At 68.4% G+C, this 12,424-nt stretch carries 8 protein-coding genes; 4 read left to right on the top strand and 4 right to left on the bottom strand.

Annotation, left to right across the window (positions count from 1 at the left end; translation table 11 throughout):
* The 3 genes from JC881_RS28730 to JC881_RS28720 form a co-directional block, all read right to left on the bottom strand.
* On the bottom strand, nucleotides 1-4,169 hold a 4,169-nt coding region (locus JC881_RS28730; RefSeq protein ID WP_198789193.1), incomplete at its 3' end, for a two-partner secretion domain-containing protein.
* Between the two features lie 98 nt (nucleotides 4,170-4,267).
* A complete protein-coding gene (locus tag JC881_RS28725; RefSeq protein WP_198789192.1) occupies nucleotides 4,268-5,095 on the bottom strand; it encodes a hypothetical protein in 828 nt (275 codons plus the stop codon).
* Nucleotides 5,096-5,163: 68 nt separating this feature from the next.
* Complete coding sequence (locus JC881_RS28720; RefSeq protein ID WP_198789191.1) at nucleotides 5,164-6,930, bottom strand: ShlB/FhaC/HecB family hemolysin secretion/activation protein; 1,767 nt, start codon at nucleotides 6,928-6,930, stop codon at nucleotides 5,164-5,166.
* 207 nt (nucleotides 6,931-7,137) lie between these two features.
* Between JC881_RS28720 and JC881_RS28715 the strand changes: the two genes are divergently transcribed.
* Nucleotides 7,138-8,178 (top strand): endonuclease/exonuclease/phosphatase family protein, encoded by a 1,041-nt coding sequence (locus tag JC881_RS28715; protein WP_198789190.1) that lies wholly within the window; start codon nucleotides 7,138-7,140, stop codon nucleotides 8,176-8,178.
* 30 nt (nucleotides 8,179-8,208) lie between these two features.
* On the opposite strand, the gene JC881_RS28710 is transcribed toward JC881_RS28715, so the two are convergent.
* Complete coding sequence (locus tag JC881_RS28710) at nucleotides 8,209-8,952, bottom strand: FadR/GntR family transcriptional regulator (RefSeq protein WP_198789189.1); 744 nt, start codon at nucleotides 8,950-8,952, stop codon at nucleotides 8,209-8,211.
* 150 nt (nucleotides 8,953-9,102) lie between these two features.
* Between JC881_RS28710 and JC881_RS28705 the strand changes: the two genes are divergently transcribed.
* From JC881_RS28705 to JC881_RS28695, 3 genes are read left to right on the top strand one after another with little or no spacing between them, the layout of a single operon-like run.
* A complete protein-coding gene (locus tag JC881_RS28705) occupies nucleotides 9,103-10,839 on the top strand; it encodes an IlvD/Edd family dehydratase (RefSeq protein WP_198789188.1) in 1,737 nt (578 codons plus the stop codon).
* Complete coding sequence (locus tag JC881_RS28700) at nucleotides 10,840-11,754, top strand: 2-dehydro-3-deoxygalactonokinase (protein ID WP_198789187.1); 915 nt, start codon at nucleotides 10,840-10,842, stop codon at nucleotides 11,752-11,754.
* The gene (locus JC881_RS28695; protein ID WP_198789186.1) at nucleotides 11,751-12,392 is read left to right on the top strand and encodes a 2-dehydro-3-deoxy-6-phosphogalactonate aldolase; all 642 of its coding nucleotides are present in this window, start codon (nucleotides 11,751-11,753) and stop codon (nucleotides 12,390-12,392) included. Before JC881_RS28700 ends, JC881_RS28695 begins: the two co-directional genes overlap by 4 nt.
* Nucleotides 12,393-12,424 lie beyond the last annotated feature (32 nt).

The following is a 12,424-nucleotide window of genomic DNA, read 5'->3' as shown; positions in this document are numbered from 1 at the left end:
CCGAACACGCTCTTCTCGCCGCCCTGCACGCTGTCTGCCGTGATGATCGTGTGGCGGCCGGACGTGATGCTGCCGTCGTTGGCCAGATGGCCCTTGACATCCACCGTGGTGTCGTTGGCGCCGCGCAAGCTGCCGGTGTTCGCGAGGCTGCCCGCCTGGACCCCAAGATCGGTCGCGGCGCCGATGTAGCCCTGGGCGTTGGTCAGGGCATCGGCCACGTCGAGTTTCGTGGCGGCCTGGACGGATTGGACCGAGCCCTTGTCGTTGTCCAGGGACGCCGCGGCGAGTGCGAGCGCCTGGTTGGCGACCAGCGTGCCGCCCGCGTTGTCCGCATCGCCCCGGATGTTCGCTGTCAGCGTGCCGTGGCTTGAAACGGTGCCGGCGCTGTTGTCGAGGTTGCGGGCATCCAGCACGACGCTGCCGTTCGCGGCGATGGTGCCGCCGTGGTTGCCGGTTGCTGCGCCGGTGGTGCTCGATATGTCCCCGGCGGCCGTGAGACGGCCCGCTTCGTTGTCGAGGGTGCCGGCGCGGACCGTGGCGTTGCCGCCTGAAGCGATGTCGCCCCGGCCGCTGTTTCGCAGCAGCCCGTTCACGTCGATGGACAGGTTCGCGCCCTCGCCCGTGCGCAATGCGCCGGCCTTGTTGTCCAGGCTGGCCGCGACGAACGCCATGTCGCCGTTGCTTGCGAGGGCACCGCCGCTGTTGTCGATGGCGCCGGAGGTCTGGATGCGCAGTGCGCCCTTGCCGGTCTGAACGATCTGGCCGCCGTTCGTGTTGGCGAGGTTCGAGAGCTTCAGATCGAACTGGTTGGCGTTGAGCTTGCCGGCGTCGTTGACGAGCGTCTGTGCAGCGTTGCTGTTGGCGGTGACGCTCAGGGTGCCCGGCGTGACGACTGTTGCCTTGCTCGTGGTGACGTCGCCTTGCATTGCGGTGATCGCGATGTTCGCGGCGCTGGTCTGGCTGGCCGACACATCCACGCTCGCGCCTTGCAGCGTGGCGTTGCCGGCTGCGAGGGTCGTGCCGTGCGCGACGAGTGCGCCGCTGGCGCTCACGCTCAGATCGCCTGCAGCGCCGAGCTTGCCGTCGCCCTGGATGCCCGCGCCCAGCACACCCGTGCTGCTGCCTTGCACACGGCCGGCCGTGACGGTGGTGTTGCGGCCTGCCGTGATGCTGCCGTCGTTGGACAGTTCGTCGTTCACCGCCACCGTCGTGTCGTTGGTGCCGCGCAAGGTGCCGGCGTTGGACAGGCTGCCGGCCTTGATGCCGAGGTCGGTCGCCGCGCCGACATAGCCCGTGGCGTTGTCCAGCGCACCACCCACGTTCAGTCGGCTTGCAGCCTGTATCGACTGGACCGATCCCTTGTCATTGGCCAGCGAACCGGCATCGAGCGCGAGTGCCTGGTTCGCGACCAGCGTGCCTGCGGTGTTGTCCACCGCGCCCTGAACATTCGCCGTCAGCGTGTTCGATGCGGAAACTGTGCCGCCCGCGTTGTTCAGGCTCCCGGCATTCACGGTTGTGTTGTCGTTCGCGGCGATGGTGCCGGCCTGGTTGCGGGTCGCGCCGCTTGTGGTGCTCGATGCATTGACAGCAGCGGTGATGCGTCCGGCATCGTTGTCGAGACTGCCCGCCTGGAGCGTGGTGTTGCCGCCCGCGCTCATCTCCCCTTGGCGGTTGTCCACGAGGCCCGTCGCGGTGACCGTGAGGTCCGACGACTGGGCGGCCCGCAATGTGCCGCCCCGGTTGTTCAGGCTCGCCGCGGTGAGGGCCAGGCGGCCGTTGCTCGCCAGCGTGCCGCCGCTGTTGTCGATGGAGCCCGAGGTCGCGATGTGCGTGGCACTGGCGCCGGTCTGGACGATTTCGCCGCCTTGCGTGTTCGCGAGGTTCGAGACTTTCAGGTCCAGCTGCTTCGCGTTGAGCTTGCCGCCTGCGTTGACCAGCGTCTGGACGGGCTGCGCATCGGCCGTCACGCTCAGGCTGCCCGGTGTGGCGAGTGTGGCTTTGCTTGTGGTCACGTTGCCCTGGGTGGCGGTGACCGCGATGTTGGCCGCGCCGGTCTGGCTGCCCGAGAGATCGATGCCTGCGCCTTGCAGCGTGGCGTTGCCGGCGGCGATGGTGTTGCCGTTGGCGATCAGTGCGCCAGAGGTCGTGATGCGCAGATCGCCTGCTGCACCCAGCTTGCCGTCGTTCTGAACGCCCGCACCGAGCACGCCGGTGCTGCCGCTCTGCAAGCTGCCGGCGGCGACTGTCGTGTTGCGGCCGGCCGTGACGCTGCCATCGTTGACCAGTACGTCATCGACCGAAATGCCGACGTCGTTCGCACCGCGCAGGCTGCCGCTGTTGACGAGCGAGCCCGCTTGAACATTCAAATCGGTGGCGGCACCCACGGACCCGCCCTTGCCATTGAGCAATTGGCCGGCCACCGCGAGTTGCGCGCGCGCTTGTGCCGACTGGATGCTGCCCTTGGTGTTGTCCAGGGTGCCGGTGTTGAGCGCCAGGCTCTGATTGGAGGCCAGCGTGCCCGCGTTGTTATTGGTGGCCCCCGTCACGCTGGCGGTCAATGCGCCCGCCGAGGAGATCGTGCCGCGTGTGTTGTCGGCCTTGCCACCGACCGTGAGCCTTGCATCGCCGCTGCTGGCAAGCGCGCCGTCGATGTTGATCAGGTCGCCGCTCGTGGCGATGTCCAGGGTGCCCGCGTTCAGCTTGCCCCCGGAGTTGTCGAACTGCCCGACGTTCGCGCCGAAGCTCTGGCTGACATTCAGCGTGCCGCCCGCATTGCTGAAGTTGGCGCCGGTCACGGCCATGGTGGCCACGTCGAGCGTGCCGCCCGCGTTGTCGATCTGCGGCGTCTTGAGAATGATCGGCGCGCCCGCGTAGATGCGGCCGCCATCGTTGTTTATTGCGCCAGCGGCGGTGATGCTCCCGGGAGCCGGAGCAACGTATGACGCGACCGGTGGTGCATCGCCAACCGAACCATTTGCACTTGGTGCGGATGTGCCTGCGGCGGGGGTCGCGGCACCGACGCTTGCGCTGCTTCCCGCTGCGCCCGCCGGTGCCACTGGCTCCACGCCGATCACGCCGCCACTCGTGTTGCTCAACGTCCGCGAATCGATCGTGAGGCCCGACATGCCGGTCTGCCGGATGGTGCCGCCGCGATTGCCGATGTCCGCGCTGCTGGCAAGCTCGATGCGCGATCCCTCGAGCGTGCCGGTGTTCTCGAGCCGGCCTTGTGCCGTCACGACGAGGCCGCCGGCACCCGCGCCGATGCTGCCCGCATTGCGCACACCCAGCCCGGCCTCGGAGCCGATGAGCGTGATCTTCTGCGCGTACATGCCGCCCAGCGCCGCGACATCGAGCGCGAAGGTGGGCGCCGCACCAGTGCTGGCCGTGGGGGTGAGGTTGCCGTGATCGGCGCTGACCTGGTTGGCGCCCGTCACCACCTTGAGTTCATTGGCCCAGATGCCCGCGTTGACCTGCACGGCCCGCGCAAGAATGGCCGCGTAATCCGTCCTGCCCAGGTCCAGCCCTGCGCCGTCGATGCGAACGGTGCCGCTGCGCACGACAAAGCTGTCGAGGCCGCCGAAGGCATCGAGCTGAGGCAGCCCGGTGGTCAGCGTGGCGCGCGATGCATTGATGAAGCCGCTGCCGTCCACCAGGATGCCCGCGGGGTTGGCGATAACCACCTCGGCGCGCTGCCCGGCCACTTCGATCTGGCCCCGCAGTTGCGATGGGTTGCCGCCGTTGATCTCGTTCAGGATCACGCGCGCAGGCCCACCGGCCAGCCAGGGATTGCCCTGCACCCAGCCGCCGAGCTGGCTCTGCACGTTGACGCGGCTGTTGTTCAGGATGACGCCGTTGCGCATCACGTCGAACTGGCTGTAGACATTGCGGCTGACGCCTGCCGCGGACGGCGTCTGGATGCTGACCAGCGGAACCCCGTTGGGCGCCACGAGAACGGTCGGACGCAGGCTGCCCGGAACCATGGGACTCGCGACGATCTGCGCCTGGCCGGGCAGTGCCACCAGCACGCCGAAGAGCACCGCCGCCGCTGCGGGCGCGCTCTTTCCGGTGGACCTGGATGCGCCCTTGCCGGTGCTGGCCGCGGTCTCCTGGACCACCATGCGCATGCCGCGCGCGGCGTTGAAGACGATGCGGTGAAGATGCTTGTTCATTTTCTTTTCTCCCTGACTGCCCATTCGGCCAAACCCCGGACGGGGCCGCAGGGGCATGGCGCGTCGCCATGCGCCCCCGCGGTCCCGGCATCACGCGCTTACTTGCAGCGGAACTTCGCGATGCCCTCGTAGCGCGCGCCGGATGCGAGCGTTGCCGCATAGCTCACCGCGATCGCATAGGCCCCGCCGCCGTGATCGCCGAGCGTGATGCCCGTGCCCGCTCCGCCGCTCAGGAAGTTGCCGGTGATCGCCATGCTGGAAGGCGTCTGGACCTTCGCGTCGAAGGCGACCGTGCCGGCCGCCTCGCCGGCCGCCACCTTCAGCGCGCCTGCCACGGCCGCGCCTTCGCTGCCGAAAGACAGCGTGGCCGAACCGGTTGCCGCGCCGCTGTCGGCCATGCCGCCGCTGCCGCCGCCCACGTACGTCGGGCTGGTGAACACGCCCGCGTCGCAGGTGGTGTTGCCGCTCGCGGGCAACGCCTTCAGCTCGTTCAACGCGATGTAGTGGTACGCGCGGTTGTCCGCGCCCGTGAGGGTCTCGGCGCCCGAAGTGCGCGTGACGGTGCCGGCCACCCAGCGGCCAAGGGCGAAGGACGCATCGCCGGCGATGTCCTTCGTGATGCTCGCGCCGGTCAGCGTCGTGTCGTCCAGGCGTGTCATGGCACCGCTGGCGGCCTGCTCGCTGCGGGTCAGCAGGCCGAACGACTGGGCGACGCTGCCGAGCAATTGATAGCGCGCGCGCGCGCCGCGAACGAACGGCGCCGAGACGGCGCCGGAATCCGCGTTCGCGGCGACCGGCGCGGCGGCGGCACCGGCGCCGGCCGGGGAAAACGCCATCGGCGATCCACCGCCACCGCCGCCTCCACCGCATGCGTGAAGGAGGCCTAGCGACAGCAGCGAGAGCGAATGAAGAATCTTGTTTTTCATGATTGGGTGTTGTTTCGTTGACTGGGTTCAGGGGGTGATGTCGGGTCTTCTTCGTCGGCGCGTCTCCCTCAAAAGCTGAAGTTGAGGTTCAGCCCGGCCGCGAGCCAGGCCGTGCGAAAGCCCGCGGGCTTGCTGACGGGCGCACCCGCGAACACGTCATAGCTCAGGCCCTTGCACGCGCCGCGCACGCCGATCACCGCGCCCGCCAGGTGATTGCCCGCCAGCGCCAGAGCCGACTTGCCGCCCACCTGCCCGTAGTCGATGCCCACGTAGAGCTCGGCGCCGCTCGCTCCCGCGGCCCAGCCGATGTCGCTGCGCAGCAGCCAGCCGCGATCGCCCAGCAGGCTGGTCTCGCCATCGAAGCCGCGCACGGTGTAGCGCCCGCCGATGGCGAAGCGGTCCTGGGGCGTGAGCTGGGTGCGGTTCCATTGCGCGCGCCACTGGCCCACGTAGCGAAACTTCTGCGCGCCGAGCTTGAAGGGCGCGTTCAGGCTCACGTCTGCGGTGACCAGGCGCAAGCGGCTGGTGCCTTCGTCGAACTGCTCTTCGGGCGCGCGCCGGGCGCCGAATGCGCCGGTGCCCTGGCGCCAGGCGAGCGTGCCGTCCGCCGTGGCCTCGCCGATGAACTCCTTGTGGCTGAGGCTGGCTTCCCAGCCGCCGGTCACGCGGTGCTGGATGGGGATTTCCGCGTCGTCGGCGAAGCTGCGCGACGCGCGCTGGAACGCACGGATCGCCAGCGTCGTTTTGCGGTGTTGGTCGCGATGGACGAGGCGCGAGAGCTTGAGTTCGGCGTTGCGGTTCTTGCCGGCATACACGATGCCTGCGTTCGCACCGGCCACGGTCTGCCGGTACTGGCTGTTCGATGCGGTCAGGCCCAGCAGCCAGTCGCCCCAGGGCAGCGAGTAGTGAACGGTCTGACCCTCGGTGCCGCGGCGCGGATTGCCGAGAAAGTAGCCGTCGACGCTGTGGTTGGCGTTGACGTAGAAAAGGTCGTTGAGGCCCAGGAGGTTGTCCGCCGAGACGGTGGCGCCCGCCTGGTACCTGCCGGTGGACTCGGTGCCGCTGTCGTCCAGGCTCAACGTGCCGCGCAGCGTGCGGCGCTGCATGTACTTCACGACGAGGTCGCTGTCGCCGGGGCGCGCATCGCGGGACGCCGACGCTTCGATCTGGATGTCGGCCTCTGCGGTGGGCACGCGCTTGAGGTTCTCCAGCCCCTGCTCGATATCGCGCAGGTCGAGCAGGTCGCCGGGGCGTGCGGGAATCGCGCCCAGCAGCAGCATGCGGTTGCTGCCGAAGCGCCCGCTCGAATCGGGCGTCGCGCGAATGGCGGCGACGCGGCCCGGCACGAGCGTGACGGTGAGCGTGCCGCTCGACAGGTCTTGCGGCGCGGCCAACACGCGGGTGGTGACGAAGCCCCTGGCGATGATGGCCTGCTGGAGGCGCGCCATGACGACGTCGATGCCTTGCGTGCCGATGCAGTGGCCGATCGGGCCGTCGTTCGCATCGGGGCCGCCGGCGGCGTCGAGCACCCACTGGAATTCGCCGGACCGCTCGCCCGACAGCACGAGGTGATCGATGCGAAAGCAGGGAGATTCGGAGGCCGGCAGGCGTTCTTCGTGCGCCTTCGCCTCTTGCTGCAGACGGCTGTCGAGCGACTTCTCCTGCTGCGCGCGCAGCGCTTGCTCGCGCTCCTGTTGGCGAAGCTGCTCGATGAAAGCGCGCGGCGAGGACGGGTTGGCTTGCGCAATCGCGCCGAGCGGTACGGCGAGCAGCAGGCAAGAGACAGGAATCGCGCGCAGGAATTGCGGCGCGCAAGAAGGCAAGCGCAAAAGCATGGAAGTAGGAAACACGCGGGTGACAGGCCGCAGCGGCGCCGATGTTGTCTCACGCAGGGCCGCGGAAATGTGGGCACATTGCAAACAGAAGAATTTCTATCGTGATCTGTCGAATACGCCACGAATCGCAATTCGATTGCGTTAACAAAGTGCGATGAAATGTCCGGTTTTGGCTTGCTTTTCGCGACGAGACACAATCGTGTCTCCATGCAATACATCCCGCCCAACTACGCCACCCTCTTCGTAGCCACCTGCAACCTGCTCAACCTCGCGAACCCCCACCGCGTGTATTACGAGAACCAGGACGCCTACAACGAGCGTGAGTACGAGCGAAAGATCGACTGGATCGGCGAGCGTTTCCATGCGCTCAATGCCGACGTGCTCGCGGTGCAGGAGGTGTGGGACGAAGCGGCGCTCAAGGCGGCCATCGCGCGCAGCGGCTTGCGCTACGACTTCGTTTCAGTGCCGGGCGCCGAGAACACGCCGCCGCCCGGAAGCGCGCCGGGCACGCCGCCCAGGCCGGGCGCGCAAGGCACGCCGCGCGTGGGCATCGCGACGCGGCTGCAGGTGGACCACGTGCAGTCCTTCATCGATTTCCCGCCGGGCTTCGGCGTGGACGTGCCGGGCCTCGGGGCGCATACGCGCTTCGAGCGCCCTCCTCTCCTGGCCACGCTGCGCATGAAGCACGGCCAGCAGGTGCATGTGCTGACGGTGCACCTGAAGTCCAAGCGCCCCAAGTTCCTGCAGGACGCGCAAGGCAACCACCTGGAGGACCGCGACGACCGCAAGGTGGGTGTGATGGCGTCGCTGCGTTCGCTGCTGATGCGCGGTGCCGAGGCCGCGGCCCTGCGCTGCATCGTCATCGACCTGCTGCAGGGCACCAACGTGCCGCTGGTGGTGATGGGCGACTTCAACGACAACCCGCACAGCGTGACCACGCAGCTCGTGGCCGCCACCTCGGAGGTGGCCTACGACAAGGCCGCGCGCGACGTGGCGCTGTTCAACGCCTACGAGATGCAGGGCGAGTCGGCACTGAAGAAGGACGTGGCCTATTCGCACATCCACCAGGGCTTTCCGGACGTGCTCGACCAGATTCTCGTGAGCGAGGAATTCATCGCGACGAGCCGGCACAGCCTGGGCGACGTGCGGCGCGTGGACTACTTCAACGACCACCTGCACGAAGGGCGCGACCGCTCGCGCTCGGACCACGGCTTCGTGCGCGCGCTGCTGCGGCTGCGCACGGACTGAAGCCCGCTCGGCGCTCCATGCGCCGAACGATCAGCCGGCCTTGAGCCTGGGCGCCGGCCGGCTGAGTTTCGGCAGGCGGCGGCGCGAGGCGAGCACGTCCTCGATGTCCTGACGCGCGCCGTCGATGAGGCGGACGACCGCGCGCTCGGCCTTGTCGGGGTTGCGCGCGATCACCGCGTCGAGCACCGCGCGGTGCAGCGGCAGCGAGCGCGCCGGGCCGTCGGGCTTGGCCGCCGATATCTCGAAGCTGGTGCGCAGCAGCGCGTTGAGTGCCTTGCTCATCTGCGCCAGCATGCGGTTGCGCGCGGCGACCAGCAGGCCGTTGTGAAAGCGCAGGTCGAAGGTGATGTAGTCGCCGCCGTGCTCGACGGCTTCCTTCATGCCGGCGAAGGCGCGCTCGATATCCTCGATGTCCTTCGCATCGGCCCGCTCGGCGGCCAGGCGCACGGCCGCGGGCTCCACCACGCGCCGCAGGTCCTGCAGATCGCGCAGGAACCCGGGCGTGAGGCCGGCGCGCGACTGCCAGGTGATGACGTCGGGATCGAACCAGTTCCACTGGTCCTGCGGCAGCACGCGCGTACCGACCTTGGGGCCCGTCGTGACCAGGCCCTTGGCCGCGAGCGACTTGATGGCTTCGCGCACCACGGTGCGGCTCACGCCGAGTTCTTCGCCGAGGAGCGGCTCGGGCGGTATCGACGCACCGACCGCATAGCGCCCGGCCGCGATGGCTTCGCCAAGCAGTTCGAGCGTGCGGCCGTGGATGTTCTTGATCATGCGTGCGATGCGAAATTTGCTATCCCTGCGGCCGAAAACATCAAGGCTCCGGCTCGCTCATCACGCCTATCATATGATGATTGAAACGCCATCCGGCAGGGCAAACCCTCGAGGTTTCGCACCGAATCCGGCAATCGAGAGAGACAACCGATGAGCACTCCCCCCCGAAAAAAAGCCAGCGAACTGCGCAGCCAGCAATGGTTCGGCCGCCACGACCGCGACGGCTTCATCTACCGCAGCTGGATGAAAGGCAAGGGCGTGCCGCACGACCAGTTCGACGGCCGCCCGGTCATCGGCATCTGCAACACCTTCAGCGAACTCACGCCCTGCAACTCGCATTTCCGCACGCTCGCCGAGCAGGTGAAGATCGGCGTGTACGAAGCAGGCGGCTTCCCACTCGAGTTCCCGGTGATGTCGCTGGGCGAAACCCTTTTGCGCCCCACCGCCATGCTGTACCGCAACCTCGCGAGCATGGACGTGGAAGAAAGCATCCGCGGCAATCCGCTCGATGGCGTGGTGCTGCTCATGGGCTGCGACAAGACCACGCCCGCGCTGATGATGGGCGCGGCCAGCGTGGACCTGCCGACCATCGGCGTCTCGGGCGGCCCGATGCTCTCGGGCAAGTGGCGCGGCCAGGAGCTGGGCTCGGGCACCGGCGTGTGGCAGATGAGCGAGCAGGTGCGCGCGGGCACGCTCAAGCTTCAGGACTTCTTCGAGGCCGAGAGCTGCATGCACCGGAGCCACGGCCACTGCATGACGATGGGCACCGCGAGCACCATGGCCTGCATGGTCGAGTCGCTGGGCATGGGCCTTCCGGGCAATGCGGCCTACCCCGCCGTGGACGGTCGCCGCAACGTGCTCGCGCGGCAGGCGGGACGGCGCATCGTAGACATGGTGCACGAGGACATGAACATGTCCAGGATCCTCACGCGCGAGGCGATCGAAAACGCGATCAAGGTGAACGCAGCCGTGGGCGGCTCGACCAACCTCGTGATCCACCTCCTGGCCATCGCGGGCCGCATCGGCGTGGACCTCACGCTCGACGACTTCGACCGCCTCGCCTCGGAGCTCCCGTGTCTCGTGAACCTGCAGCCCTCGGGCCAGTTCCTGATGGAAGACTTCTGCTACGCGGGCGGCCTGCCGGTGGTCATCAAGGAGATCGCCCGGCACCTGCACAAGGACATCCTCACCGTCACCGGCCAGAGCCTGTGGGACAACGTGAAGGACGCCGAGAACTACGGCCCGGAGGTCATCCGCCCGCTGGCCGAGCCTTTCAAGGACAAGGCCGGCATCTGCGTGCTGCGCGGCAACCTCGCGCCGAACGGCGCCATCATCAAGCCGAGCGCGGCCACGCCCGAACTGCTGGTGCACAAGGGCCGCGCGGTGGTGTTCGAAAGCGCCGACGATCTGCACAGCCGCATCGACGACGAGGACCTGGACATCGACGAGCACTGCATCATGGTGCTCAAGAACTGCGGACCGAAGGGCTACCCGGGCATGGCCGAGGCGGGCAACATGCCGCTGCCGCCGAAGGTATTGCGCCGCGGCATCACCGACATGGTCCGCATCAGCGATGCGCGCATGAGCGGCACGGCCTACGGCACGGTGGTGCTGCACACGGCACCCGAAGCGGCGGCGGGCGGCCCGCTGGCGCTGGTGCAGAACGGCGACATCGTCGAGCTCGACGTGCCGAACCGCAAGCTGCACCTGCACGTGAGCGACGAAGAACTGGCCAGGCGCCGCGAGAAATGGGTGGCGCCGAAAGCCCCGCTCGACTCGGGCTACTGGAAGCTCTACGTCGATACGGTGCTGCAGGCCGACCAGGGCGCGGACCTGGCTTTCCTGCGCGGCCGGCGCGGAGCGTTCGTCCCGCGCGACAATCATTGAATGACAAGACTGGTAGCAATCGACTGGGGCACGAGTTCCCTTCGCGGCGCACTGCTGGATGCAGACGGCAAGGTGCTCGAAGAACGCAGCGATGCGCGCGGCATCCTGAAGGTGCCTGAAGGCGGCTTCCCCGCCGTCTTCGAGGCGCTGTTCGGCGACTGGATGCGCCTTGAAGGCGCGCAGTGCCTCATCTCCGGCATGGCCGGCAGCAAGCAGGGCTGGGTCGAGGCGCCGTACTGCGCCTGCCCCGCGGGCCGCGTCGAGGTGGGCCGCAAGATCATCCACATCGACGCCATTCCCGGTGCGCGCATCGCCATCGTGCCGGGCCTCAGCGACGAGCACGACGGCGTGCCCGACGTGATGCGCGGCGAGGAGGTGCAGATCTTCGGCGCCATGGCGCTCACCGGCGCGAGCGACGGCCTCTTCGTGCTGCCCGGAACGCACAACAAATGGGCCACCGTGCGCAAGGGCCGCGTCTCGGGTTTCCGCACCTGCATGACCGGCGAGTTCTACGCGCTCTTGAGCCAGCATTCGATCCTCGCGCGCACGCTCGATGCCGCCGCGCCGCTGGACGAAGCGGCCTTCCTGCAGGGCGTGACCCAATCCGAGAACGGCCACGGCCTGCTGCACAACGCCTTCGGCGCGCGCACGCTCGCGCTGTTCGAGCGCATGCCGAAAGAAGAGCTGGCCAGCTACCTCTCGGGCCTCCTGATCGGCGAGGAGCTTCGCACCCAATCGCTGCAGGCAGTCGGCGAGGTGGTGCTGATCGGCTCGCCCGTGCTCACCGAGCGCTACACCCTGGCCCTGCGCGCCGCCGGCGTTGCCACGCGCACGCTCGGCGCCGAGGCCACCTGGGCCGGACTGCATGCGCTGTCCGGCTTTCTTGCAGCAGATACCAACAGAATCCAGCCATGACCACGCCCCTCGAAAAATTCAACGCCGCGATGCGCGACCTGCCGCTCGTGGCCATCCTTCGCGGCCTCGCGCCCGATGAGGCCGCCGATGTCGGCGACGCCATCGTCGAGCCCGGCTTCCGGCTGCTCGAAGTGCCGCTCAATTCGCCGCAGCCCCTGGACAGCATCGCGCTCATGCGCAAGCGTTTTCCGCAGGCGCTGGTGGGTGCGGGCACGGTGCTCGATGCGCAGCAGGTGCGCGAGGTGCATGCGGCCGGCGGCGAGCTGATCGTGTCGCCCAACTTCAATGCCGCGGTCATCGCCGAGGCCGTGAAGCTGGGCATGGTGTGCCTACCGGGCGTGATGACGCCGACCGAGGCCTTCGGCGCGCTCGCGGCTGGCGCCACGGGGCTGAAGCTCTTCCCCGCCGAGCTGGCCTCGCCCGCGGTGGTGAAGGCGCTGCTCGCGGTGCTCCCCACCGGCACGCCGGTGATGCCCGTGGGCGGCATCACGCCGTTGAACATGGGCGAGTGGCGCGCGGCGGGCGCCGCCGGCTTCGGCATCGGCTCCGCGCTCTACAAGCCGGGCAAGCAGGCCGCCGCGGTGCGCGACGATGCGAAGAAATTCATCGCGGCCTGGACGGGCCTCACCCACGCCTGACCGCACGCCTGACCGCACGCCTGATCCACTGC

The organism is Variovorax sp. IB41 (assembly GCF_016405905.1).
Lineage (GTDB): Bacteria > Pseudomonadota > Gammaproteobacteria > Burkholderiales > Burkholderiaceae_C > Variovorax.
This window is presented reverse-complemented; position numbering and strand designations above follow the sequence as displayed.

Coding starts and splice junctions, on each gene's coding strand:
- JC881_RS28725 (WP_198789192.1), bottom strand. CDS start 5,095: ATGAAAAACAAGATTCTTCATTCGCTCTCGCTGCTGTCGCTAGGCCTC.
- JC881_RS28720 (WP_198789191.1), bottom strand. CDS start 6,930: ATGCTTTTGCGCTTGCCTTCTTGCGCGCCGCAATTCCTGCGCGCGATT.
- JC881_RS28715 (WP_198789190.1), top strand. CDS start 7,138: ATGCAATACATCCCGCCCAACTACGCCACCCTCTTCGTAGCCACCTGC.
- JC881_RS28710 (WP_198789189.1), bottom strand. CDS start 8,952: ATGATCAAGAACATCCACGGCCGCACGCTCGAACTGCTTGGCGAAGCC.
- JC881_RS28705 (WP_198789188.1), top strand. CDS start 9,103: ATGAGCACTCCCCCCCGAAAAAAAGCCAGCGAACTGCGCAGCCAGCAA.
- JC881_RS28700 (WP_198789187.1), top strand. CDS start 10,840: ATGACAAGACTGGTAGCAATCGACTGGGGCACGAGTTCCCTTCGCGGC.
- JC881_RS28695 (WP_198789186.1), top strand. CDS start 11,751: ATGACCACGCCCCTCGAAAAATTCAACGCCGCGATGCGCGACCTGCCG.